The organism is Pseudonocardia sp. NPDC049154, from assembly GCF_040648315.1.
In the GTDB taxonomy this organism is placed as follows: Bacteria; Actinomycetota; Actinomycetes; order Mycobacteriales; family Pseudonocardiaceae; genus Pseudonocardia.
In genome coordinates this window covers 1-23,896 of the sequence record NZ_JBEZDN010000045.1, presented here as the reverse complement: position 1 = coordinate 23,896, position 23,896 = coordinate 1, and the positions used below count along the sequence as shown (strand labels likewise).

At 74.6% G+C, this 23,896-nt stretch carries 18 protein-coding genes and 1 pseudogene; 10 read left to right on the top strand and 9 right to left on the bottom strand.

Going from position 1 to position 23,896, the window contains the following annotated elements:
- Window positions 1-921: 921 nt before the first annotated feature.
- The 7 genes from AB0B41_RS21420 to benA all read right to left on the bottom strand — a co-directional run bounded on the left by AB0B41_RS21420 (window position 922) and on the right by benA (window position 11,903).
- Complete coding sequence (locus AB0B41_RS21420) at window positions 922-1,239, bottom strand: hypothetical protein (RefSeq protein ID WP_358205883.1); 318 nt, start codon at window positions 1,237-1,239, stop codon at window positions 922-924.
- Window positions 1,240-2,579: 1,340 nt separating this feature from the next.
- On the bottom strand, window positions 2,580-3,383 hold the full coding sequence (locus tag AB0B41_RS21415; RefSeq protein ID WP_358205881.1) for an enoyl-CoA hydratase/isomerase family protein: 804 nt from the start codon (window positions 3,381-3,383) through the stop codon (window positions 2,580-2,582).
- Window positions 3,384-3,452: 69 nt separating this feature from the next.
- A complete protein-coding gene (locus AB0B41_RS21410) occupies window positions 3,453-4,403 on the bottom strand; it encodes a cation diffusion facilitator family transporter (protein ID WP_358205879.1) in 951 nt (316 codons plus the stop codon).
- 87 nt (window positions 4,404-4,490) lie between these two features.
- Window positions 4,491-7,229, bottom strand: coding sequence for a LuxR C-terminal-related transcriptional regulator (locus AB0B41_RS21405; protein ID WP_358205876.1), 2,739 nt, complete (start codon window positions 7,227-7,229; stop codon window positions 4,491-4,493).
- A 21-nt stretch (window positions 7,230-7,250) separates the two neighbouring features.
- Window positions 7,251-10,016, bottom strand: a complete 2,766-nt coding sequence (gene benC / locus AB0B41_RS21400; protein ID WP_358205874.1) for a benzoate 1,2-dioxygenase electron transfer component BenC — start codon at window positions 10,014-10,016, stop codon at window positions 7,251-7,253.
- 10 nt (window positions 10,017-10,026) lie between these two features.
- Window positions 10,027-10,536, bottom strand: a complete 510-nt coding sequence (benB, locus tag AB0B41_RS21395; protein WP_358205872.1) for a benzoate 1,2-dioxygenase small subunit — start codon at window positions 10,534-10,536, stop codon at window positions 10,027-10,029.
- Window positions 10,533-11,903: a benzoate 1,2-dioxygenase large subunit gene (gene benA / locus AB0B41_RS21390; RefSeq protein WP_358205871.1), complete on the bottom strand. Its 1,371-nt coding sequence runs from the start codon at window positions 11,901-11,903 to the stop codon at window positions 10,533-10,535. Before benA ends, benB begins: the two co-directional genes overlap by 4 nt.
- Window positions 11,904-12,136: 233 nt before the next feature.
- Here benA and AB0B41_RS21385 point away from each other — a divergent pair, with 233 nt between their 5' ends.
- From AB0B41_RS21385 to AB0B41_RS21350, 8 genes and pseudogenes are all read left to right on the top strand, one after another.
- Window positions 12,137-13,135: a LysR substrate-binding domain-containing protein gene (locus tag AB0B41_RS21385; RefSeq protein WP_358205868.1), complete on the top strand. Its 999-nt coding sequence runs from the start codon at window positions 12,137-12,139 to the stop codon at window positions 13,133-13,135.
- Window positions 13,132-14,232, top strand: coding sequence for an enolase C-terminal domain-like protein (locus tag AB0B41_RS21380; RefSeq protein WP_358205866.1), 1,101 nt, complete (start codon window positions 13,132-13,134; stop codon window positions 14,230-14,232). The genes AB0B41_RS21385 and AB0B41_RS21380 overlap by 4 nt, the downstream gene beginning before the upstream one ends.
- 38 nt (window positions 14,233-14,270) lie before the next feature.
- Window positions 14,271-15,137, top strand: a complete 867-nt coding sequence (gene catA / locus AB0B41_RS21375) for a catechol 1,2-dioxygenase (RefSeq protein ID WP_358205864.1) — start codon at window positions 14,271-14,273, stop codon at window positions 15,135-15,137.
- On the top strand, window positions 15,134-15,424 hold the full coding sequence (gene catC, locus AB0B41_RS21370) for a muconolactone Delta-isomerase (RefSeq protein WP_358205862.1): 291 nt from the start codon (window positions 15,134-15,136) through the stop codon (window positions 15,422-15,424). The genes catA and catC overlap by 4 nt, the downstream gene beginning before the upstream one ends.
- A 302-nt stretch (window positions 15,425-15,726) precedes the next feature.
- Complete coding sequence (locus AB0B41_RS21365) at window positions 15,727-17,100, top strand: MFS transporter (protein ID WP_358205859.1); 1,374 nt, start codon at window positions 15,727-15,729, stop codon at window positions 17,098-17,100.
- A gap of 474 nt (window positions 17,101-17,574) precedes the next feature.
- Window positions 17,575-17,619: pseudogene (locus AB0B41_RS21360) on the top strand (hypothetical protein); the annotation flags it as partial.
- A 13-nt stretch (window positions 17,620-17,632) separates the two neighbouring features.
- On the top strand, window positions 17,633-19,075 hold the full coding sequence (locus AB0B41_RS21355) for a benzoate/H(+) symporter BenE family transporter (protein WP_358205937.1): 1,443 nt from the start codon (window positions 17,633-17,635) through the stop codon (window positions 19,073-19,075).
- Window positions 19,076-19,310: 235 nt separating this feature from the next.
- On the top strand, window positions 19,311-19,841 hold the full coding sequence (locus AB0B41_RS21350; protein ID WP_358205857.1) for a DUF1097 domain-containing protein: 531 nt from the start codon (window positions 19,311-19,313) through the stop codon (window positions 19,839-19,841).
- Window positions 19,842-20,028: 187 nt separating this feature from the next.
- Here AB0B41_RS21350 and AB0B41_RS21345 read toward each other — a convergent pair whose 3' ends face one another.
- Both AB0B41_RS21345 and AB0B41_RS21340 read right to left on the bottom strand, forming a co-directional pair.
- The gene (locus tag AB0B41_RS21345) at window positions 20,029-21,009 is read right to left on the bottom strand and encodes an NAD(P)-binding domain-containing protein (RefSeq protein WP_358205854.1); all 981 of its coding nucleotides are present in this window, start codon (window positions 21,007-21,009) and stop codon (window positions 20,029-20,031) included.
- Window positions 21,006-21,254 carry a hypothetical protein gene (locus AB0B41_RS21340; protein WP_358205852.1) on the bottom strand — a complete coding sequence of 83 codons (249 nt, stop codon included), beginning with the start codon at window positions 21,252-21,254 and terminating at the stop codon, window positions 21,006-21,008. Before AB0B41_RS21340 ends, AB0B41_RS21345 begins: the two co-directional genes overlap by 4 nt.
- A 172-nt stretch (window positions 21,255-21,426) precedes the next feature.
- On the opposite strand from AB0B41_RS21340, the gene AB0B41_RS21335 reads away from it, so the two are divergent.
- Together AB0B41_RS21335 and AB0B41_RS21330 are read left to right on the top strand one after the other, a co-directional pair.
- Window positions 21,427-22,284 (top strand): hypothetical protein, encoded by an 858-nt coding sequence (locus AB0B41_RS21335; RefSeq protein WP_358205850.1) that lies wholly within the window; start codon window positions 21,427-21,429, stop codon window positions 22,282-22,284.
- Window positions 22,281-23,896, top strand: a 1,616-nt coding sequence (locus AB0B41_RS21330; RefSeq protein WP_358205848.1) for a BTAD domain-containing putative transcriptional regulator, incomplete at its 3' end; no start/stop codon positions are given. The genes AB0B41_RS21335 and AB0B41_RS21330, both read left to right, overlap by 4 nt.

The following is a 23,896-nucleotide window of genomic DNA, read 5'->3' as shown; positions in this document are numbered from 1 at the left end:
CCGTCACAGCTTCGACGCGGTGGTGCCGGTCGGGGGCTGGATGCGCGGGCCCTCGGGCGCGGTCTCCGGGTGGGGGACCTTCGGGCAGGGTTGCCGCGTGGGCGAGGGAGCGGATCTCCGAGTGCGGTCCCGCCTGGGCCCGAGGGAGTGGACCTTCCGCCGCGGTCGTCGCGGATGCGAGGTGCAACGTCGGCTCCGGTCAACGGAGTCCTTCGCGACGCCGTCCGGCCGCCCATCTCCACCGGCACACTCGTGAGCCGGTAGCCCCCTCGAACTGCTCGACGGCTCGTGCGTGCCGGCGGAGTGGTAGCGAGGCATGATCGGTCTCCGCTCCGCTGCCCGAGGTCCGCGTGCATGCCCCTCCTCGCGGCCCCCGAGCGCGCGACCCGCGCACCCGCCGAACGGGTCGCGGAACCACGAATGCGACGAGCCGGTCGGACCGCTGGAACGGACGACCGCGAAGGCCCGTGCCCGAGCGCCGCGACCGGCGCACCCGCCGAGCGGGGCGCGGAACCACGAACGCGACGACGCTGGTCGGGTCGGTGAGCCTCGCCGCACGTGGGCGCCCCGATCCCTCGCCGGGGGCCGGTCAACCTGGTCCACGGACCGCTCCCGTCGATCAGCCGCACGGCCGGTGCGGCTCGCGCGCCGACCGCCCGCGGGGCGTCGTGCATGCCCCGAAGGTCGGCAGCGCTCGTCGTCAGAACGGCGGCGGTTCGTCGAGGTCGGTGGCCGGGGCGGTGGAGGCCGAGGCTCCTCGACCGGCGTGGGCGAGCGCCAGACGAGCAGGGGTGGGTCGGGGCGGTCCTCCTGGCGGGGGTCGCTGCGGTGGTGGGGGCGGCGGCAGGAGCGGTTCGGAGCGGGTGCGGTAGACCCGGCCCAGCGGGCTGCGCCAGACGAACACGCCGGGTTCGGGTTGGGTCAGGGTCCAGCCGCGATGTGTGAGGCCGTGGTCGTGCCGGCACGCCGCGCCCGCACCGGCGCCCCCGCCGCCGCAGCCCCGGCCCGCTCGGCCTCGACGAGCTCCGCCGCCTGCTCCGCGTCGGCCTTCTCGGCTTCGATCCGCTGGGGCTCGGCCTGCTCCGCCCCGGCCTGCTGCGGCTGGGTCTGCTCCGCCCCGGTCTGCTCCGCCCCGGTCTGCTCCGGCTCGGCCTGCCCTGGCTCGGCCTGCTCCGCCCCGGCCTGCCCTGGCTCGGCCTGCTTCGCCCCGGCCTGCTTGGCTGTCGCGGCCAGGCGCACCGGTCGGGCATGGTCGCCCGAGTCCGCGCCCGTCCCGGCGTTCGACTTCGGGGGCTGCGTGGTCCCCGGCGAGGGCGCGTCGGCACCGTCGCCTCCGGTGTGGGCCGAGGCCGCCGGGGGCGGTGCCGCGGGGGCGCGGGTCGGGGGTGGGGCGGGGGGCCGGGCTGTCGCGTCTTCGCTCCGCCGGGGGCTGCGTGGGCGGGTCGGTCCGGGCGGCGTCGCGCAGCAGCGCGGTGATCTGCTCGTCGGTCAGGGTGTGCAGCCGCCCGTCGAGGAACCCGACGAACAAATCCACCCGGATCTGATCCAGCCGCCCCGGGTGCGCGGCCCGGCGGACCTGATGGGCCGGCCGGTCGACCCGGGCCACCGCGGCGTCGGCGTCCTCCGGGGCCACCCCGTGCGCGGTGATCGTGGCGGTACCGTCCTCGGTCACCCACGCCGACACGCCCCGGCGCGCATGCGCGACCCGGAACCGGCGTTCGTAGTGCGCCAGGTCGATCTCCAGGATCAACCGGCGCAGCCGCCGGGAGATCTCACTGGTGGTCCAGCGCCGCGCCCGCGGCAACACCAGCCCGCACAGGTGCGCGACCTGCGCCGCCGGCAACCCGACCAGATGCCGCAGGAACACCGCCGCCTTCGGCCAGTCGATGTGCCCGCGCTCCAACGCCGCCCACACCGCCGGCAACTCCACCGCCAACGCCACCGCATCGTCGGCCTACCCGTCCGCGGCCCGCCGCGTCCAGGCCGACGCCGCGCGGATCTCATCGGCCCAGCCAGGTGCGGATCCGGCAACTCGGCCACCGAATCGGGCTGGTCCGGGTCGGCGTAGCCGACCGCGACCATCGCCCGCACGAACCGGGCCCGGGTATGACTGTCCTGACGGTGCCAGGCCTCCAACACGGTCACCCGGTCCCGCGCCGGGACCGCGGCCAAAACGATCCGCTCCAACACAGCCGCCAACCCCGGGCCCGGCGGCAGCTCCGCCAGCCCGGCCGGAAGACCCCCGGTCGACGGCACGGACCGAACATACATGCGAGGACCGACAGTTTCGGGCGCCCGCAACGTCTGTCCACAAGCACCTGCTGCGTCCATCGGCGACATTCGCGACCGAGCCGGACCGTTCGGTGAACGCGTCGCCGGGCATCTTGACCCAGCGTGAGTCCCTGGAACAGCGCAAGGCAGCCGTCGCACGGATCGCGCATTCGCCACGACCAGCTCGCCGCCGTCGGCTACGCCCGGCCACGGCCAACCCGGCGGCGCCGACCTACCGGCATCGCCGACTCGGTGTCCCGACACTGCCGACTCGCGCAAGAACTCCTCGACCGACCCACCGCCACCCCTCAGAACCGCTGGTACACCGGCGGTCGCTTCTCCAGGAATGCGCGGGTGGCCTCGTCCCGGTCCTCGGTGAGGGCGGTGAGGATCTGCTGGCGGTTCTCGAACTCCACCGCCCCGACGAAGCTGGGGTTCTCGACGGAGGCCCACATGCCCTGCTTGGTCATCTCCACCGAGAAGGGCGGGTTGAGCATGATCTCGGCGGCCTCGGCGTAGGCGGCCTCGAGCAGCTCGGCGGGGTCGACGAGCTGGGTGACCAGGCCGATCCGGTAGGCCTCCTCGGCGGAGCAGCGGCGGCCGGTGAGCATCAGCTCGTGGGCGCGTCCGGTCCCGACGATCCGGGGGAGCAGCCAGGACAGGCCGATGTCGCACGCGGAGAAGCCGGCCCGGATGAACCCGACGGCGAACAGCGCCGAGGGCGACGCCATGCGGATGTCGCTGGCGAGGGCGAGGGCGAGGCCGCCACCCGCGGCGGGGCCGTTGATCGCGGCGATGACCGGCTGGGGGAGCTGGTGCAGCGAGACGGCGAGGTTGGCGATCTGGCGCTGCCGCGTCAGCCCGTCGATCGGGTGCCGCTGCCGGGCCGGCGGGTGGGGCTCGTCGTCGTAGTGGGCGAGGTCGAGCCCGGCGCAGAAGCCGCGACCCGCGCCCGTCAGGATCACCACCCGGCACGACGGGTCGGTGCCGATCTCGGCGAAGACGGTCGTGAGCTCCGCGACCGTGCCGGCGTCGAGCGCGTTGAGCTGGTCGGGGCGGTTGAGAGTGAGCTGGACGACGCCCTCTCGCGGGCGGTCGATCTCCACCGGCATTGCGGTCCTCCTCGCGGCCTGAACGAACGAACGTTAAACGACCGACCGGGCGTGGAGGAAGAGCGGACCTCAGGGCGTGGCGTCCCCCACCTGTCCGCCGAGGTGCACCGGCCCGTGCGGATCGGCGCAGTGGACGTCCGGCGACTCGTCCTCGCAGTGGTCCACCTGCAACGTCGTGTGCGACAGGCCGTGCTCCTCGCGCAGCACGACCTCGATCGCCCGCTGCACGTCGTGGCAGTCGGCCTCGGGCCGGACGAGGACGTGCGCGGAGAGCGCGGCCTGCCCGGAGGTGATCTCCCAGACGTGCAGGTCGTGGACCTCGGCGACGCCCGCCATCCCGGCGAGCCGGGCACCGAGCGCGTCGGGGTCGACGTCCCGTGGCGCGGCCTCGAGGAAGATCCGCCCGGACGCGCGCACCAGGCCCCACCCCGCCTTGATCATCAGCGCGGCGACGACGAGGGCCGCGATCGCGTCGGCCCGGTCGAACCCGGTGAGCACGACGACGACCCCGGCCACCGCCGTCGCGAGGAAGGCGAAGAGATCGTTGAGGATGTGCTGGAACGCGCCCTCGACGTTGAGGCTCGACCGGTCCGCGCGGCTGATGCACCACGTCGCGGCCAGGTTGACGACGATCCCCACCAGCGCCGTGACCAGCACGAGCAGGCCCGCCACCTCCGGCGGCGACAGCAGCCGCTCGATGCCCTCGTACACGAACCACACCGCGAGCAGCAGCAACGTGATCCCGTTGGCCTGCGCCGAGAGGATCTCCGCGCGCAACAGGCCGTAGGTGTAGCCGCCCCGGGCGGGACGGGCCGCGAGCCGGATCGCGACGAGCGCGAGGACGAGGGACGCGGCGTCGGTGAGCATGTGCGCCGAGTCGGAGATCAGCGCCAGCGAGCCCGCGAGCAGGCCGACGACGAACTCCCCGACCATGAACACGAGGATCAGCGCCAGCGCCAGGCCGAGCCACCGCCGGTCGGTGCCGACCCCCACGCCGTGCCCGTGCCCGTGGGCTGCCATGGGCGCACCGTAGGACCGCGCGGCGCGGCACGGCAACGGCGCTCGGCCCCGTCCACCGCACCGGGGCTCAGCCGATGCTCCGCGGGCTCAGCCGATGTTCCGCGGGAAGTGCGCCGCGAGCTCCGAGCGCGACCGCACCCCGAGCTTCGCGTAGGTGCGTGTGAGGTGGAACTGGACGGTCTTGACCGACAACAGCATCTCGGCGGCGACCTCCTTGTTGGTCATGCCGCCCGCCACCAGGCCCGCGACCGTCCGCTCCTGCTCGGTGAGGGCGTCGAGGTCGTTGTCGTGCAGGCGGGAGCCGGGCCGGCCGGTCTTGAGCTCCCGGTCGCAGCGCTCCACGTAGACCCGCGCGCCGAGGGCGGCGAACCGCTGCCGTGCCGCGGTGAGGACCGCGGCCGCGTCCCGCCGCCGGCCCGCCCGGCGCAGGATCATGCCGTGCGCGAAGTCGACGCGCGCCTTCTCGTAGGGCAGCGGCAGGCCCTCCAGCCGGGCCCGGGCGTCCACGAACGCCTCCTCCGCGGCGGCCGTGTCGCCCCGTACGCCGAGCAGCCGGCCGCGGACGTAGCCGAGCCGGGCCGCTGCGGACCGGTGCCCGCGGCGTCGGACGAGCTCCTCGAGCGGGCGCAGGAACTCGTCCGCCTCGCCGAGCCGGTCGGTCACGACGAGGGCGTTGGCGTACAGGTCGTGCCAGGCCCAGAAGCCGGGTTCGTCGAGCCCGCCGCGCGGGGTCCGGGTGGCGAGCGGGGCGAGGTGCCGGACGACGGCGTCGTAGTCCGAGGCGGCCTCGGCCACGTGCGCGCGGGCGAGCAGGGCCGGCACCGTCATGACGACGTAGTCGTGCTCGGCGGCCGTGCCCAGCTCGACGTGCCGGGCGGCCTCCTCGGTGTCGCCGCGCAGGGCGTGGACCTGCGCGCCCGTCCAGTGCACCAGCGGCCGGAGGAGCTCCAGGTCCGTGGCGCCGAGCAGCAGCCGGGCCTGGTCGACGTTCTGCAGCGCGCCGGACCAGTCGCCGAGCGCGAACCGCGTGCGGGCCAGCCAGCACAGCGCCCACAGCAGGATCCGGTTCGACCCGCCCTGCCGGAAGCCGGCGACCGCGTACTCCAGCTCCCGCCGGGCGGCCTCGGGCTCGTCCTGCGCCAGCAGCAGCCAGCCCAGTCCCATCCGCGCCCGCTGGTGCTGCGGGCCGGCCGGGCTCTCCCGGGTCGCCGCCCGGTACGCCGTGAACGCCTCCTCGATCTCGCCCTGCGCGGCGTACCCGAGCCCGACGATCGCGCGCGTCTCCACCGCCGCCGGCGAGCCCGGTTCGGCGTGCTCGATCGCCCGCCCGGCCCAGCGGACCAGCTGCGCACCGTCCCAGTCGGCGAGGGCGTGGAGCACGTGCCGCTGACAGACCCGCGCCGCGGTGGCCCGGTCGGTCCCGCGGCTGCGCCAGGCGCTGTCGAGGTAGGAGGTGGCCTCGGCGCGGCGGCCGCGCTGGATGGCGACGTAGGCCAGGACGGCGTCGCGCCGGGCGCCCGGCGGCAGGGCCTCGACGTCGGACAACGCGTCGACCGCCTGCCCGAGCAGCCCGGCCCCGGTGAGGGCGTCGACGGCCTGGAGCAGCCGGTCCTCCCGGTCGGCGCGGCTCGGGCTGATCCGGCTGGCGTCGATGAGCGCCCCGGCGACCACCGCCCACGCGCCCTCGTCCGCCTTGCGGCGGGCCAGGTCGAGCAGCTCGTCGGCCAGGGCGGCGTCGGGCAGCGGGGTGGCCTCGACCCGGTGCCGGAGCCGCTCGGTCTCGTCCCGGACGACGGCGGCGGCGCTCTGGTGCAGGTCGTGGCGGCGGGCGGGGGCGAGCGTGGCGTGCACGGCGCCGCGCACGAAGCGCCCGGGGAAGGTCAGCGTGTCCAGTCCGTGTCCCGCGGCGGGGGAGAGGAGGCCGGCGGCGAAGGCCTCGTCGAGTGCGGCGATGGGGTCCGCGACGCCACCCAGCTCGGCCGCCTCGGCGAGGATCGGGGTGTTGCCGAGGACGGCGGCGGCCTCGACGAGTGCGCGGGTCGGCGGCGACGCGGCGTCGAGGGCGGTCTCGACGCGCTGCCGCACGGAGGTGGGCGCGGGCAGCCGCGTCTGCCAGTCCGACCACCGCATCGGCGGGCTGTCGCGCAGGATCTCCAGCAGGTACCGGGCCACTCCGCCGGTGTGCTCGCACAGCCGGCGGGCCACCGGGACCGGCAGGTCGATGCCCGCGGCGCGGGCGGCCAGCAGCCGGGTCTGCTCGGGGGTCAGGGGTGCCACCCGGATCCGCCGGCCGGGCAGCCGGTCGAGGACGTCCCGGGTGTCCGGGTGGGCCGGGGTGTCCGCGCCGGTCCGGGCGGCGAGCACGACCAGCAGGCGGGCCTCGGTCACCCGGACGACGGCCGACGCCACCGCCTGCAGCGAGGCCGGGTCGGCGGCGTGCGCGTCGTCGATCAGCACCGCGAACGGGTCCTCCGCGGCGCGGGTCCGCCAGCAGGCGGCCAGGGCCTCGCCCCAGGCGCCGGGATCGACGGGCCCCTCGGACGGGAGCCCACCACCCAGCCGCCGGACCAGCGCACCCGGCCGCCCCGCCTCCCACGCCAGGCCCTCGGCCTGCACGGACGCGAGGGCGGGTCGGCGGGCGAGGAAGCGCCGCAGCAGCGTCGTCTTCCCGATCCCGGGCACGCCCTCCAGCACGACGACGGCCGGGGTGCCGGCGGCGGCGTCGGCCAGCGCCGCCTCGAGCCGGGCGGACTCCGCCTCCTGCCCGACGACGTGCGCCGGCTCCCCGCCGTGCCCGCCGCCACCGTCGCCGACCCGCCTGCTCATGCCGTCACCGTAGAAGGCGGCTCACCCCAGGTCGCCGCCGGCGACCGGCAGCACCGACCCGGTGATGTACGACGCCTCGTCCGATGCCAGGAACAGGATGGCCGCGGCCTGCTCGTCGAGCGTGCCGTACCGGCCCAGGAACGACGACCCGAGCGTCTGGTCGATGTGCGCCTGGAACCAGGCCTTCTCCCGCTCCGACCGGGCCTCCGGGGTGCCCCGGGAGATCCGGCGCGGCGGCGCCTCCGTGCCGCCCGGCGCGGTCGCGACGACCCGCACGCCCCGGTCGGCGTACTCGAACGCGAGCGACGCCGTGAGCGCGTTGATCCCGCCCTTGGCCGCCGAGTAGGGGATCCGGTGGACGCCCCGGGTGGCCGCCGACGAGACGTTGACGATCACGCCGCCGCCGCGCTCCACCATGGACGGCAGCACCGCCCGGCAGCAGTACAGCGTCGGCATGAGCGACCGGCGGATCTCCGCGGCGATCTCGGCCTCGGTGAACTCGGTGAACGGCTTGAAGTTGATCGCGCCGCCGACGTTGTTCACCAGCACGTCGACCGTGCCCTGCCAGCTCGCGGCCTCGCGCAGCGCAGCGTCGGCGGAGGCGTAGTCCTCCAGGTCGGCCTCGAGCGCGAGGGCCTTCGCGCCGTCGGCGAGCAGGCCCTCGGCGACCTCGTGCACCAGCGGGGACCGGTCGAGCAGTACAAGCTGCCCGCCCTCGGCCGCGGCGCGCTCGGCGACGGCCCGGCCGATGCCCTGCGCGGCCCCGGTGACCACGACGACCTTGCGGTCGAAGCGGCCCGGCGTCACGAAGCGGGGACGACGGGCGGCGGCGTTGTCGGCCATGGCCCGCCGCGTCGTCTCCTTGGACCGGTCGGCGTGCTCGCCGATCAGCCGGCGGGCGCGCTCGCGGTCCCCGGCCTCGATCGCGTCGACGATGTCCAGGTGGTCCTGGGTGCAGCGCGGGTGGCACCAGGTGGCGGTGCGCAGCGACTGCTCCATGTGCCCCTTGACCCCGAGCGCGGTGTAGGCCTGCGAGAGGTGCTCGTTGCCGGTGAGCGTGAACAGGTAGTCGTGGAAGGCCGCGTTGGCCTCGGTGTAGCCGGCGGCGTCGACGAACCGGTCGTCCTCGACGTACGGGAGCGTGGCCTCGGCCAGTACCCGGTACCCGGTGACCTGCTGCGAGGTCAGCCGCCCGACGACGAGCTCGAGCGCGCCGAGCTCCAGGGCGCGGCGGGCGTCGAAGATCGCGTCGGACTCGTGGACGGACGGGTGCTCCTCGCCGATCTCGTACCCGTCGTCGCTCACCGCGGCGGGCGGCAGGGCGGCCGGTGTCGGTGTCGGTGTCGGTGTCGGTGTCGAGGCCGGCGTGGCTGCCCCGTGCAGCGGCGCGAGGTCCGTGGCCGGGAAGATCTCCTGCCCCGTCGTCCCGCGATCGCCGGCGACGACGAGCGCCTCGTCGGGGTCGAGCGGGCGGGCGTCGCCCTCGGGCAGCGCGGCGGGGAACAGCTCCTGCCCGCAGAGGCCCCGCCCGTGGTCGGCGGACACCTGCGGCCGGGCGGCGAGGGCCGTGAGCTCGGCTCCGGCTCCCGCGGGCAGCAGGGCCTGCCCGACGACGGCACGGCCCTCCCCGGCGAGGACCAGCAGGTCCTCCACGTCCGCGACCGGGACGACCGCCGGCTCCTCCTCGGCCGCGGGGTGCTCCTCGCCGGCCTCGGGAACCTGCTCCTCGGTGTCCGTGGCTGCAGTGTCCTTCGCCGCCGCGGCCAGCGCGAACTTCTCGTAGTAGAACCCGCCGGGCGTGATGCCCCGGTCCGAGAAGTGGCCCCGCACCGCGTCGACCATCGCCGGCGGCCCGCACAGGTAGACGGCGGTGGCGCCGTCGTGCAGGTGCTCCGGCTCGATCAGCGAGGTCACGTAGCCCTGGTTCTTCGCCGTGGTGTTCTTGTCCGCGACGCAGTGATCCCAGGTCAGGTTGGGCAGCGACCCGGCCAGCCGCTCGATCGTCTCCAGCTCGACGACGTCCGCGTCGGTCGTCGCCCCGTAGAGCAGGTGCACCGGCCGGTCGCTGCCGAGCGCGTCGAGCGTGCGCAGGATCGACAGGATCGGGGCCAGCCCGGTCCCGCCGGCGAGCAGCAGCAGTGGGTCGGCCGACTCGCTGCCGGGAGAGGAGTCACGGAGGAAGAAGCTGCCGTGCGGGCCGGTGAAGGAGATGTCGTCGCCGACCTGCGCCCGCTCGTCGAGCCAGGTCGACATGACCCCGCCCGGGGTGAGCTTGACCAGGAAGGTCAGGGCGTCCTCGGTCGGTCCGTTGCTGAACGAGTACGAGCGGGACTCGTCCGTCCCGGGCACGGCGATGTTGACGTACTGGCCGGGCAGGAAGGCGAGCTTCTCCCGGTCGGTGATCCCGATCGTCAGCGCGACGGTGGTCGGCGAGAGCCGGTCCAGCCCGGTGACCGTGCCGCGGTGGGTCGCGGCGCCGGTCTTCGCGACGGCCGAGGTCGACGCGATCTGCAGGACCAGCTCGGACCGCGGCTTCAGCTGGCAGGTAAGGACGTAGCCGTCGCGCTCCTCGTCGGGCGAGAGCGCGTCGGGCAGGTAGCTGCCGCCGTCGAACTCGCCGGACTCGCAGAGCGCCTTGCAGGTGCCGCAGACGCCGTCGCGGCAGTCCATCGGGATGTTGATCCGGGACCGGTACGACGCGTCGGCGACGGTCTGGTCCTCGGCGCAGGTGATGAACTTGGTGACGCCGTCCTCGAAGGAGAGCGCCACGCTGTGGGTGGCGGCCATGGCTCCCCTCCTAGAAGTGGTAGACGTCGACCACGTGGTGGATGTAGTCGTTCTTCAGCACCACGGTCTTGCGGCGGATGAGCGGGGACTCGCCGGAGAAGTCGATCGTGTAGAACGACGTGCCGTAGTACGGGTCCACGGTCTTGTACCGGAAGTACATGGTGTGCCAGTTGAAGCGCACGTCCACCAGGTCGCCGCGGCGCTCGATCACCTCGACGTTGCTGATGTTGTGGCTGGTCCGCGGCTCGGGCAGCGAGGTGGCGCTGGAGCGCTCGGTGCGGATCCGGAAGACCCGGTCCTCGAGGCCGCCCTTGTTGTCGTAGTAGACGAGCGAGATGTCGCGCTGCGGGTCCTCGGTGAGCCTGTCGTCGTCGCCCCAGGAGGGCATCCAGTAGACGACGTCGTCGGCGTAGCACTCGAGCCACTTCTCGAACTCGCGGTCGTCGAGGTAGCGCGCCTCGCGGTAGAGGAACTGCTCGATCGTGTTCTGGGTGATCACGCGGGGCTCCACCGTGGTCATGCCTGCTCCTCCTCCTTCGCGAGGGCGGCGAGCATGGTCTGCCGCCAGTAGCCGTGCTGGACCGGGTAGAGGCCCTCGTCCTCGTTGCGCATGCCGGCGGAGATCACGCCGTCCATGCCCAGCGACCTCGCGACCTCGTCCGGGCCGGTGAGCCAGTGCTCCGCACCACGGCTCATGTCGTTCCACGGCGCGGCGGTGGCCCGGAAGGTGAGCTGGCAGGAGCGGAACTCCTCCAGGTCGTCGGGGGTGGCCATGCCCGAGGCGTTGAAGAAGTCCTCGTACTGGCGGATCCGGTGCGCGCGGGCCTCGGCGCTCTCGCCCTTGGGCGCGATGCACCAGATGGTGACCTCGGTCTTGTCCGGCGCGATCGGCCGGAAGTGCCGGATCTGCGTGGAGAACTGGTCCATCAGGTAGACGTTCGGGTAGAGACACAGGTTGCGGCTGCCCTTGACCATGAACTCGCCCTTGGCGTCGCCGAACTGCTCCTTGAGCTCGTCCATCCGGTCCCACAGCGGGCGGTCCTGCGGGTTCGCCGCCCAGGTCCACAGGCAGAGGTGGCCGTGGGGGTAGGACCAGTAGCCGCCGCCGGACTTGCCCCAGCCGCCGGCGTCGAGCGCCTTGGTGGAGTTCTTCGACTCGCCCGTGCCGCGCCGCGAGGTGGTGGCGGCGTAGTTCCAGTGGGTGGCCGAGACGTGGTAGCCGTCGGCGCCGTTCTCCGCCTGGACCTTCCAGTTGCCGTCGAAGGTGTACGTGGAGCTGCCGCGCAGCACCTCGCACCCCTCGGGGGACTGGTCGACGAGCATGTCGATCACCTTCACGGTGTCGCCGAGGTGCTCGTCGAGCGGCACGACGTCCGCGTTGAGGCTGCCGAACAGGAAGCCGCGGTAGGAGTCGAAGCGGGCGACGCGGGTGAGGTCGTGCGAGCCGTCGACGTCGAACGTGTCCGGGTAGCCGGCGCCGTCGGGGTCCTTGACCTTGAGGAGCTTGCCGTCGTTGCGGAAGGTCCAGCCGTGGAACGGGCAGGTCAGGGTCATCCGGTTGTCGGTCTTGCGGCGGCACAGCATCGCGCCGCGGTGTGCGCACGCGTTGATCAGGCAGTGCAGCTCGCCGTTCTTGCCGCGGGTGATGACCACGGGCTGGCGGCCGATGTAGGTCGTGAAGTAGTCGCCGGGGTTCGGGACCTGGCTCTCGTGGGCCAGGTAGACCCAGTTGCCTTCGAAGATGTGCCGCATCTCCAGCTCGAAGATCTCCTCGTCGGTGAAGATGCGGCGGTTGGCGCGGTAGACCCCGGCGGCGGGGTCTTCGACGACGCTGCTGTCGACGACCGTGCGCACCCGGGAGTGGGACACGTCGGCGGTGGCGGTCATGGGAGGGCCTCCCGGTCGAGTCGGCGGTGAGTCGAGTTCGGAACCGGCACCGACTGTCTCCGGGAGGCCGATCGCTTCGCGTCAGCACTCTGCCTAGTTCTGACCCAGCACTTTTTCAGACATCTGATGTCTCAATGAAGCTGTACTAGGTCTTTGTGTGTGCTGGTCGCCGGTCCTACCGTGGAGGCCCGACACCGGAGAGCCCGGTGGGGACCCGACGGAGGGAGAGCGGCATGGAGATCCGCCAGCTGCGCTACTTCGTCACGGTCGCCGAGACGCGGCACTTCGGCCAGGCCGCCGAGCGCCTGCACATGGCGCAGTCGCCGCTCTCGCAGGCCATCCGCCAGCTCGAGGCCCAGGTCGGCGCCACCCTGTTCAACCGCACGACCCGCCGCGTCGACCTCACCCCCGCCGGCGAGGCCTTCCTGCGGGACGCGCTGCGGATCCTCGACTCGGTCGAGGCGGCCCGGGAGCGCGTGCAGCGCATCGGCGACGGGCACAGCGGCCTGCTCCGGGTCGGCTGCACCGGCCTCGCGGCCTACAAGCAGCTGCCGCAGCTGGCCCGGATCGCCGCCCGGGAGCTGCCCGGCCTGATCCTCCGTTACGTTCCCGACCTGCTCACGCCCGCGCAGGAGGAGGCGCTCGCGGAGGACCGCATCGACCTCGCCGTGCTGCGCCCGCCGCTGCGCCGCCCGGGCCTGGCGTCCCGGCCCGTCGCCCGGGAGCGGCTGACGCTCGTGGTGCCGGCCCGGCACCGCCTGGCCGGCGACGAGCCCGTCCGGCTGCACGAGCTGCGCGACGAGGACTTCGTCGTCTACGGCGCCCGGGACTCGGTGGTCGACGCCGCCGTGACGCAGGCCTGCCTCGGCGCCGGCTTCCTGCCCCGGCGCAGCCACGAGGTCGCCGAGACCTCGGTCATGCTCACCCTCGTGGCTGCCGGGCTCGGCGTCGCGCTGCTGCCCGAGTCCGCGCTCGCCCTGCGCGTCGACGGCGTGCGGTACGTGCCGATCGCCCCCGGCGGCCCCGGCACCGACGGCGCTGACCGCACTGCCGACGGCCCTGCTTCCGAAGCGCCCCATGTCGACCTCGCGCTCGCCTGGCGGGCGGACGAGGTGAATCCCGCCCTCGCGCGGCTGGTGGAGGTCCTGGAGGCCAACGGCTTCGTGCCGCCCGAGCCCCCGGCCGTCCCGTACCCCGACCGCGTCCCCGCCCACCCCGGAGAGGCCCGATGAAGATCGCGCACATCGAGGCGATCCCCTTCGCGATCCCGTACCGCAAGCCGCTGCGCTTCGCCTCCGGCGAGGTGCACACCGCCGAGCACGTGCTGGTCCGCGTGCACACGGACGACGGCGTCGTCGGCGTGGCGGAGGCGCCCCCGCGCCCGTTCACCTACGGGGAGACGCAGCAGTCGATCGTCGCCGTGATCGACCGGATCTTCGCCCCGGAGGTCGTGGGGCTCTCGCTGCTCGAGCGCGAGGTCATGCACGCGCGGCTGGACCGCACCGTCGGCAACCCCACCGCCAAGGCCGCCCTGGACATGGCGGTGTGGGACGCCCTGGGCAGGACCCTCGACCTGCCGGTGACCCAGATGCTGGGCGGGTTCACCGACCGGATGCGGGTGTCGCACATGGTCGGCTTCGCCTCGGACGAGGCGATGGTCGCCGACGCCGAGCGCGTCCGGGACACCTACGGCATCACCGTGTTCAAGGTGAAGGTGGGCCGCCGGCCGGTCTCCCTCGACGTCGGCGCCTGCCGGGCGCTGCGCGCGGCCCTCGGCCCGGACGTGGAGCTCTACGTCGACGGCAACCGCGGCTGGACGCCGTCGGAGGCCGCCCGCGCCCTGCGCGCCATGGACGACCTGGACCTCACGCTGTCCGAGGAGCTCTGCCCGGCGGACGACGTGATGGGCCGGCGCTGGCTCACCGCGCAGACGACCATCCCGACCGTGGCCGACGAGAGCGCCACGACCCCCGGCGAGGTCACCCGCGAGCTGCTCGGCGGTTCCGCGACGATGATCAGCATCAAGACCGCCCGCACCGGGTTCCACACCTCGCAGCGCATCCTCCACCAGTGCGAGGGGATGGGCGTCGAGGTCGTGATGGGCAACCAGATCGACGGCCAGGTCGGGACCGCGTGCACCGTCGCCTTCGGTGCCGCGCACCGGCACAGCTCCCGGCGCGCCGGCGAGCTGTCGAACTTCCTGGACATGAGCGACGACCTGCTCACCGAGCCGCTGGAGATCCGCGGCGGGGAGCTGGCCGTGCGTCCGGGACCGGGCCTCGGGATCGAGATCGACCCCGACAAGCTCGCGCACTACCGCACGGACTGACCCTTCCGAACCGCACCGACGCGTCAGGAGACACACCCATGACCACCACCGAGCCCAACCCCACCGAGCCCAACCCGACGGCTGCAGGGTCGGGGCGCAACGCCACCGCCGCGTTCGCCGCCAAGGAGCGCGCCTCCGGGCCGGTTGACCACGCCCGGGTCTCGGCGATCGCGACCGACGCCATCGCCGCGCTGCACGAGGTCGTCCGCAAGCACCAGGTGACCTACGCCGAGTACGACGCCCTGAAGGCGTGGCTGATCAGCGTGGGCGAGAACGGCGAGTGGCCGCTGTTCCTCGACGTCTGGGTCGAGCACGTCGTCGAGGAGGTCGCCAACGCCGACCGCAAGGGCGCCGTGGGCACCATCGAGGGCCCGTACTACATCCCCGGTGCGCCGGAGTCCGCGAGCGAGGCCACGCTGCCGATGCGCGAGGACGAGGCGGGCACCCCGCTGCTGTTCCAGGGCACGGTGACCGACCTCGACGGAGCGCCGATCGACGGCGCGCTGGTCGAGCTCTGGCACGCCGACGACGCCGGCTACTACTCGCAGTTCGCCCCGGGCATCCCGGAGTGGAACCTGCGCGGGCAGATCCGCACCGGCGCCGACGGGCACTTCGCCTTCCACACCATCCAGCCCGCGCCCTACCAGATCCCGACCGACGGCTCCTGCGGCAAGCTCATCGAGGCCGCCGGCTGGCACCCGTGGCGCCCGGCCCACCTGCACCTCAAGGTGTCGGCGCCGGGTAAGCAGCTCGTCACCACCCAGCTGTACTTCGACGGCGGCGCCTACGTCGACGACGACGTCGCCCAGGCCGTAAAGCCGGAGCTGATCCTGCGTCCGACCCCGGCCGCGTCGGGTGAGGGCAACGAGGTCACCTACGACTTCGCCCTGGACCCGCAGGCATGAGCCAGCTCTTCGCCGTCCGCATGGACGTGGCGCTGCCGCCGGACATGGACCCGGCGGCACGCGCCGACCTCCTCGCCCGGGAGAAGGCCTACTCGCAGGAGTGGCAGCGGTCCGGGCACTGGCGCAACATCTGGCGTTGCGTCGGGGAGTACGCCAACCTCTCGATCTTCGAGGTCGAGGACAACGAGCAGCTTCACCAGATCCTCTGGGGCCTGCCGCTCTTCCCCTACATGACGATGACGGTCACGCCGCTCGCCGGCCACCCGTCGGACGTCCACCTCGGCTGACCATCCGCAACGGTCGAACGGCGGCTCACGGCGGCCGGCCCCGGTGACGACTCCCGGGGACCGGCCCCCGGCCGCCCGGCGCAACCGCGCCGCGCCATCGCCGCGCACTTCGCGCCCTGCACGGCGCGCCCTGCACGGCGCCCTGCACTCCGCGCTCTGCACTCCGGCACGCCGCGCTCTGCACTCCGGTACGCCGCGCTCTGCACTCCTGCACATCGCGCTCTGCACTTCAGCACGTCGTACGACACCGGCGTCGACCGGCGCCGGTGCCCCCGCACGCCCTCTTCCCTCGGGAGACAACGATGACCTCGGTCAGGGAGAAGCGGGACGTCCCCCGGGACGTGCTCCGCCGCAGGACCGTCACCTGGATCGTCGCGCTCGCGACCGTCGGCCTCGTCTTCGACGGCTACGACCTCGTCGTCTACGGCACGGTGCTGCCGCAGTTCCTGCGCGACCCGAGCCAGATCGGCGCCGTCACGCCCGCCATGGGCGGCGCGCTCGGCAGCTACGCGCTGATCGGCGTGCTGGTCGGCGCGCTGCTGGCCGGCTCGGTCGGCGACATCATCGGCCGCCGCAAGGTCATGCTCACCGCCTACGCCTGGTTCTCCGTCGGCATGGGCCTGACCGCGATCACCACGACCACCACCCTGTTCGGCCTGCTCCGGTTCGGCACCGGCATCGGCGTGGGCGCCCTGGTGGCCACCACCGGCGCCCTGGTCGCGGAGTTCGCACCGAAGGGCCGCAAGAACCTCTGCAACGCCATCACCTACTCCGGTGTGCCGCTCGGCAGCCTGCTCGCCGCGCTGCTGGCGATCCTGCTGCTCGAGTCCGTGGGCTGGCGCGGGATGTTCCTGATCGGCGCGCTGCCCCTGGTCACGCTGCTGCCGCTGGCGCTGGTCAAGATGCCGGAGTCGCCCGCCTGGCTGCTCGCCCGCGGGCGCGTCGACGAGGCTCGCGCGGTGGCCGAGCGGACCGGCGTGGTGCTCGAGGAGAAGCCCGCCGCGACGCCGGACGCGCCCGCCGAGCGCGAGCGGGCGGGCTTCGCCGGCCTGCTCAGCCGCTCCTACCTGGTGCCCACGATCCTGCTGGGCCTGCTCAGCGCCGTCGGCCTGCTCCTGGTCTACGCGCTCAACACCTGGCTGCCGGAGCTCATGGGGCGCGCCGGCTACTCCACGAAGGGCTCGCTGGCCTTCCTGCTCGTGCTCAACGGCGGCGCGGTGGTCGGCGCGGTGATCGCGTCGCGGGTCGCCGACCGCATGGGCCCGAAGCCGGTCGTCGCCGGGTCCTTCCTGCTGGGTGCCGTGGCGATCGCGCTGCTGACCGTCAACTTCCCGGTGGGCCTGCTCCTGGCGTTCATCGCGGTCGTCGGCCTGGGCACGAGCGGCACGCAGATCCTGATCTACGGGTTCGTGGCCACCTACTACCGGACGTCCGTGCGCGGCGCCGGCGTGGCGTGGTGCGCCGGGTTCGGCCGCCTCGGCGGCATCGGCGGCCCGCTGATCGGCGGCCTGCTGATCGCCTCCGGCCTGGCGCTGAACTCGATCTTCTACGTGCTCACCGTGCTGGCCGTCGTGGGCGCGCTGCTCACCCTCGTGGTGCCGAAGGCGGCCCGGCAGGCGGCGCCGGCCCCGGCGCCCGCGAACCCCGACGCCCTGCCCGACCCGGCGGTGGGCTGAATCCGTGCGACCCGAGATCGCCTCGTCCTGGTTCCGGGCCCGGGAGAGCGGGCTGGCGCCGGACAGCCGCGTCGATCCCGAGGACGTGGCCCCGGTGGACCCGGCCAGCAGGCTGCGCCGGGCCGCCGGGCCCGTCCTCGGCGACCTCGCGGCCGCGCTCGACGGGTCGCCCTACACCTTGATCCTCGCCGACCACGAGGCGCGGCTGGTCGACATCCGGTTCGGCCGGCCGGCCGTGCGGCCGCGGTTGGAGGAGATCGGCGTCGTCGAGGGGCGGAGCTTCACCGAGGCCGCCACCGGCACGAACTCCATCGCCACGGCCTGCGAGGTCCGCGGCGGGATCGCGGTGCACGGGCCCGAGCACTACCTCGAGGCCTTCCGCCGGTTCGCCTGCTACGGCCTGCCGATCGTCGACCCGGCGACCCGGCGGGCCGCCGGTGTCCTCGACATCACCTGCGCCAACTCGCGAGGCAGGTGCGCACCGGCACCGTCGGGATCAACCGCTACCTGCCAGACCCCGCCGCCCCGTTCGGTGGCATCAAGGACAGCGGCATCGGCCGCGAGCTCGGCCCGGAGGGGCCTGGCCGCGTACCGCTCGCTGAAGTTCGTCTACTGCCGACCTGCTCCGGCGGGGCCGGCCACGTACCGTCGCGGTGCCGGCCCCGCCGGGGAGCACGACCCGTACGACCCGCACGGAGGCGCCCCCGTGGCCACGCCCGACGTCCAGGCCCCAGCGACCGCAGCCGTCCCGCCGCGCGTCGAGCGGCCGCCGCGCCCGCTCACCGGGCCGCGCCGGCTGCTCGCGGACCTGGGGCCGCAGTACGTGGCGAACGGGCTGATCGGGCTGGTCTTCGCCGCGACCGGGCCCGTCGCGGTCATCCTCGCGGTGGGCGTGCAGGGCGGGCTCTCCGAGCGCGAGCTGGCCTCGTGGCTGTTCGGGGTGTTCTTCCTCAACGGGATCCTCACCGCGCTCGCGTGCTGGCTCTACCGGCAGCCGCTCGCGTTCTTCTGGACGATCCCCGGCACCGTGCTGGTCGGGCCGGCGCTCGCGCACCTGACCTTCCCGCAGGTGGTGGGCGCGTACTTCGCGACCGGGCTGCTGATGCTGCTGCTCGGGCTGTCCGGATGGGTGCGCCGGGCGATGGCCGCCGTGCCGATGCCGATCGTGATGGCGATGGTGGCCGGGGTCTTCCTGAGCTTCGGGACCGGGCTGGTGAGGTCGGTGGCCGGTGACGTCCTCGTCGCCGCGCCCATGGTCGCGGTGTTCCTCCTGCTCACTGCCTGGGGCGCGGCGGGCCGGAAGGTGCCGCCGATCCTCGGGGCACTCGCCGTCGGCGTCGTCGCGGTGGCGGTGTCCGGCCGCTTCCACCCGCGCGGGGGCGCCTCGGGCTGGCTGGCCGCGCCGGTCCTCGTGGCCCCGCAGTGGTCCTGGCAGGCGATGGTCGAGCTCGTCCTGCCGCTCGCGATCACGGTGCTGGTGGTGCAGAACGGCCAGGGCGTGGCCGTGCTGCGGACGGCCGGGCACGAGCCGCCCGTCAACGTCGTCACGATCGCGTGCGGCGCCTGGTCGCTGCTGACCGCCGGCGTCGGAGCGGTGTCGACCTGCCTCACCGGACCCACGAACGCCCTGCTCACCGCATCCGGCGAGCGGCACCGGCACTACGTCGCCGGGATCTCGTGCGGCCTGCTGGCGATGGTGTTCGGCCTGTTCGCGCCACTGTTCACCCGGCTCATGCTGGCCGCGCCGCCGGCCTTCGTGGCCACCCTCGGCGGACTCGCGATGCTGCGCGTGCTGCAGTCCGCGTTCGTCACGGCGTTCGGGTCGCGGTGCACGTTCGGCGCGCTGGTGACGTTCGTCGTGACCGTCTCCGACGTGACCGTGCTGAACATCGGCGGCGCCTTCTGGGGGCTGCTCGCCGGGTTCGGGGTGACGTGGCTGCTGGAGCGGGGGGACCTCCGCGAGGCCCGCGGCTGACAGCCGCCGGTAACCACCGGGAAAACTCTGCGCTACGGCACCGGGCCGCCCGCCTCCCTCGATCCGGTGTGGACATTTCGGAACGGTTGCCACCGGAAAACATGCGGTCACGCGTCGACCGGCTCCATTGCCGCGGCACGGACCCGCGATCACTCTTCACTCGTCCGTTCGGACCGTCGCCCGCCGTCCGGTGGTGTGTCGTCGTGCTCGTCGAGCTGTACGAGGAGATTCCAGTATGAGGCTGCCCGTCGCCCTTGCTCTGGTGATCGGTGTGATCGGTGCGGTGATCACGTACCTGTACGTGGGTCCGCTGGGAGGGCTGGGACTGATGGTCCCGGCGACGTTCATCGGCGCGGCGAGCTACTTCGCCGCCGGTGGGGACAGGGCCGCGCTGACGAAGTCGGTGCCGGCCAACGTGTGGGGCATCGTGTGCGGCACGGTGACCCTGATCCTGCTCGGGCTCGCCACGAGCCCGATCGTGGTCGGCGTGATCGTCGGCGGGCTCACCGCCGTGTTCATCCTGGGGGCGCTGGTGCCGGCGCTGGGTTTCGTGCCGGGCTCGGTGTTCGGCTTCGCCACGACCGTGATGTTCGGCCTGCTCACCGGGGCCTCCGGCACGGACTTCTCGCTGCCGACCGGCCCGTTCACGGTCATGCTGATCTCGTTCCTGGTCGGCGGCGCCTTCGGGTACGTGAGCAGCGTGCTGGCCGGGAAGCTCGTGGCGAAGCCGGCGGCGACCGCCGCGCAGGAGGCCACGGCCGCGTGATGATCCCGGGGTGACGGTGGGCCGTCCGACCGCTCGGACCGGACGGCTCCACCGGGCCACCACCCCGACCCGCACCGCGTCGTCGGCACCATGCTTGCCGGCCGGGACCGGCGACGCGCCCGGCCGCGGCGATCAGCCGAGCACAGGTTGATCGCCGCGGTCGGCCCTGTCAATTCGGCCCTGTCGCTCATGGTCCTGTCGCTGACGGCCCTGTCGATCTCGGCCCTGTCGATCTCGGCCCTGTCGATCTCGGCCCTGTCGATCTCGGCCCTGTCGATCTCGGCCCTGTCACTTCGCCCCGCCCGTCCAGGGCGTGCAGGACGGCGATCATGTCCTCGCCGCCGAGGCCGAGGTCCGCGGCGGTGGTGAAGAGCTGCAGGCAGGCGTCCATCAGCGGGGCCGGGGAACCCGCCTCGCGGGCCGACCCGCGGACCAGCCGGCAGTTCTTGAGGACGTCGTCGATCGCGGCCTGGGCGGCGAAGTCCCCGACCAGGAGCTTGCCGAGCTTGACCCGCGAGACGGGGGACGCCATCGGGCCCGCGTCGAGCACCTCGATGAAGAGCCGCGGGTCCAAGCCGTGCGCGGCGGCGAGCCGCCAGGCCTCCGCCAGCCCGGTGACCAGCGTGATCAGCACGGTGTTCACGGCGAACTTCATCCGCAGCGCCGAGGGCACCGGACCGCACTCCACGATGCGGGCGCACAGCGGGGCCAGGAGCGGCCGGACCCGCGCGACGTCGTCGGGGTCGCCCGCGAGCATCCCGACGAGCGCGCCCTCCTCGGCCGGGGTGCGGGAGCCCGAGACCGGTGCCTCGACGTACCGCCCGCCGGCGGCCCGGACGTCGGCCTCCAGCCCCTGCGACCAGGACGCGGACACCGTTCCGGTGTGGACGATCGTGCGGCCCGTGACGAGGTGGGCGAACACGGGCGTGCCCCGCTCCAGGACCGCGTCGACGGCGGCCTCGTCGGCCAGCATCACCAGGACGACCTCCGCGTCGGCGAGGACCTCGGCCGGCGTCGCGGCCAGGCGTGCACCCGCGGCCACCACGGCCTCCGCGCGGGCGGCCGTCCGGTTCCAGACGACGAGATCGTGCCCGGCCCGCGCGAGCCGCACCGCCATCGGCCGGCCCATCCCCCCGAGGCCGAGGAAGCCGAGCCGGGTGGTGCTCACCGGGCATCCCGCGGCGGGACGACGTACTCCACGCAGTCCGGCAGGAGGTGCCGACGGGCGAGCCGCGCCGGCACCTCGGCCCGCGGCGGCGGGACGGCGACGAGGAAGCGTGCGGCCAGGGATGGGGCATCGCAGGCGTCGACGACCGCCACGACGTCCGGGCAGGTGGCCGCGGTGATCCGGTGGGCGGTCGGCGCGACGGGAACCGGACGGGCCGGGCGATCGGCGGGAGGCCGGACGGGCACGGCGGGAACTCCGTTCGGACGGGAGGAACCGACCCGGTCATGTCAGGGCCGCGACCCCGGGACCGGCAACGGTCGGCCGCGGCGCCGTCAGGCCGGCGTCAGGCTGACGCGACGCTGACGTCCGCGGGCGCCGCCCCTTGCCGCGGCGGGCCGGCCGATCTACCTGTGGCTCATGGACCGGGCGGCGCGGGAGCGCGAGCTGTGGCGGGTGATCGAGGCGGTGCACGCCGTCGTCTACTTCGCCCCGGAGCCGGCCGACCGGCTCGGCGGACTGGGCCTGCGCGGGTTCTGGCGCCGCTACTTCGCCTCCCGCGCCGCGGCGCTGGGGCCGGTGCCGGCGGCGGTCGTCACGGCGCTCTTCCACGGCTTCGCGCCGGGGATGGTGGCACGGGCCGTGCCCGAGGTGTGGGAGGTCGCGGAACCCTCCGCGGTCGTCGCCGCGCGGACGGCCGGGGCCGCGGCGGCGCTCGGGCGGGTCCGGCCGGCGGACTGGGACCCCGGGCCAGCCCTCGCGATGCTCGGCGCGGCCCTGCCCCCGTCGTTCGGCGGGCGGGCCCTCGCGGCCGCTCATGCGGCGCTCCCCGAACCCGCCGACGATCTGGCCCGGCTGTGGCACGCTGCGACCGTGCTGCGCGAGTACCGGGGGGACGGGCACGTGGCGGCGCTGGTGGCGGCGGGCGTCGACGGCGCGGCGGCCCACGTGCTGCTCGCCGCGCTCGGGACGCTCGTCCCCGACCAGCGCGAATACCGGGGCTGGAGCCCAGCGGAGTGGGCCGGCGCCGGGGAGGCCTTGCGGGCCCGGGGCTGGCTCGACGCCGGCGGTGCGATCACCCCACGGGGGCGCGACGCCCGGGCGATGATCGAGCACTGCACGGACGACGCGGCCGCCCCCGCGCTCGCAGCGCTCGACGACGCGGCCCTCGAGGAGCTGCTCGCGGCGCTCACACCCCTGGCCGCGGCCGTCGTCGAGGCGGGGGCGGTCCCGTACCCGAACGCGATGGGGGTCCCGGCGCCGGCGGCCGTCCGGTGACCCCGCGGTTCCTCGTCCTCGGCCCGCTCGCGGTGCGCGACGGGGAGGGCCGCGCGATCACGCTCACCGGGCGCCGCGACCGGGCGATCCTGGCCGCCCTGCTGGCCTGCCGGAACCGCACGGTGCCGGTGGAGGTGCTCGCCGAGGCCGGGTGGGGAGCCTCGGGCGGGTGGACCCCGAACGCCCTGCAGGCCCGGATCTCGCACCTGCGCCGGCTCGTGGGACCGGACCGGATCGTGCGCGAGGGCGGGCACTACCTGCTCCGGACCGGCCCCGGGGAGGGCGACGACGACCTGCTCCGGGAGGCCCTCGACCGGGCCCGTGGCCTGCTCGCCGGCGCTGCGCCGAAGGAGGCGGCGGCCGCGCTGGAGGAAGGACTCGCCCTCGTCCGCGGCGCGCCGTACGAGGGGACGGCCGACTGCGCGGTGGTCGCCCCGGCCGCCGCCCGCCTGGCGGAGCTGCTGGTCACGGCCCGGGAGCTGCACGCCCGCGCGGTCCTCGACGCGGGCGACGCTCCCGGGGCCGCCGACCTCGCCGCGGCCCTCGTCGCCGAGGACCCGCTGCGCCAGCACGCCCGCGCGGTCCTGGTCGAGGCGCTCGACCGGGACGGCCGCCGGGCGGAGGCCCTGGCCAGCTACGAGCAGGCCCGCCGGGTCCTGGCCGAGGCCGCCGGGCTGGAGCCCTCGCCGGAGCTGCGGGCGGTGCAGGCCCGGATCCTGGCCGACGAGCGGTCGTCGACCCGGCCGGAGGCGGCGGGGCCGGGGGTGCTGCAGCCGCCGGACATGATCCGCTGGCTGGCGCGGCACGGGCACCGCCGGGCCGCGCTCGACCTCGCGGTGCGCTGTGCCTGGGGCTGGTGGCTCGCCGGCGACCGGGGCCGCGGCCGCCGGCTGCTGCTCGACCTCCTCGACGACCGCCCCGGCTCGCTGACCGCCCGGCTGTGGGCCGCGGCGCTCGCCGCGCACGACCGGGACGAGCCCGCCGCGCTCGCCGAGGTCCGCACCCTGCTCGACGCGCTCGCCGGCGCCGGCGGACGGGTGGAGAGCTCGGTCGACGGGCTCGCCGTGCTCGTCCTGGCCGACCGGCACGCCGAGCGCGGCGAGCCCGACCGGGCCACCGCCCTGCTCGACGCCGCCCGGCCCGCGGTCGAGGCGGTCGGCGACCCGTGGGGCACCGCGCTCGACGACCTGGTCCACGCCCGGGTCCGGCTGGCGGCCGGGCGTCCGGACGAGGCCCAGGCCCGGGCGGCGGCGGCCCTCGCGGTGTTCGAGTCCCTGCCCGACGCGGCCGGCCGGATGCGCGCCCTGGAGGTCCTCGGCTACCTCGACGAGGTCGCGGGCGACCTCACCCGGGCCGCGCGCCGCTACGGCGACGCGCTGCTCCTGGCCGTGCAGGGCGGGTGGCCGCACGCCCAGTGCCACCTCTCGGTGCGCCTCGGCAGCGTCACCGACCTGCTCGGCGACCACGCGGGCGGCCGGCAGCGGCTGGCCGAGGCGACGGCGCTCGCCCGCCGGGTCGGATCGCCGTCGCTGCTGGCCTGGGCGGGCAACACCCTTGCGCTCGCCGACGCCCGGGCGGGCGCCCGGGCGGCGCCGGAGCGGGGTCACCGGCA

Coding starts and splice junctions, on each gene's coding strand:
- AB0B41_RS21415 (WP_358205881.1), bottom strand. CDS start 3,383: ATGCCGGTGGAGATCGACCGCCCGCGAGAGGGCGTCGTCCAGCTCACT.
- AB0B41_RS21410 (WP_358205879.1), bottom strand. CDS start 4,403: ATGGCAGCCCACGGGCACGGGCACGGCGTGGGGGTCGGCACCGACCGG.
- benB (WP_358205872.1), bottom strand. CDS start 10,536: ATGACCACGGTGGAGCCCCGCGTGATCACCCAGAACACGATCGAGCAG.
- benA (WP_358205871.1), bottom strand. CDS start 11,903: ATGACCGCCACCGCCGACGTGTCCCACTCCCGGGTGCGCACGGTCGTC.
- AB0B41_RS21405 (WP_358205876.1), bottom strand. CDS start 7,229: ATGAGCAGGCGGGTCGGCGACGGTGGCGGCGGGCACGGCGGGGAGCCG.
- AB0B41_RS21350 (WP_358205857.1), top strand. CDS start 19,311: ATGAGGCTGCCCGTCGCCCTTGCTCTGGTGATCGGTGTGATCGGTGCG.
- AB0B41_RS21380 (WP_358205866.1), top strand. CDS start 13,132: ATGAAGATCGCGCACATCGAGGCGATCCCCTTCGCGATCCCGTACCGC.
- catA (WP_358205864.1), top strand. CDS start 14,271: ATGACCACCACCGAGCCCAACCCCACCGAGCCCAACCCGACGGCTGCA.
- benC (WP_358205874.1), bottom strand. CDS start 10,016: ATGGCCGCCACCCACAGCGTGGCGCTCTCCTTCGAGGACGGCGTCACC.
- catC (WP_358205862.1), top strand. CDS start 15,134: ATGAGCCAGCTCTTCGCCGTCCGCATGGACGTGGCGCTGCCGCCGGAC.
- AB0B41_RS21385 (WP_358205868.1), top strand. CDS start 12,137: ATGGAGATCCGCCAGCTGCGCTACTTCGTCACGGTCGCCGAGACGCGG.
- AB0B41_RS21335 (WP_358205850.1), top strand. CDS start 21,427: ATGGACCGGGCGGCGCGGGAGCGCGAGCTGTGGCGGGTGATCGAGGCG.
- AB0B41_RS21365 (WP_358205859.1), top strand. CDS start 15,727: ATGACCTCGGTCAGGGAGAAGCGGGACGTCCCCCGGGACGTGCTCCGC.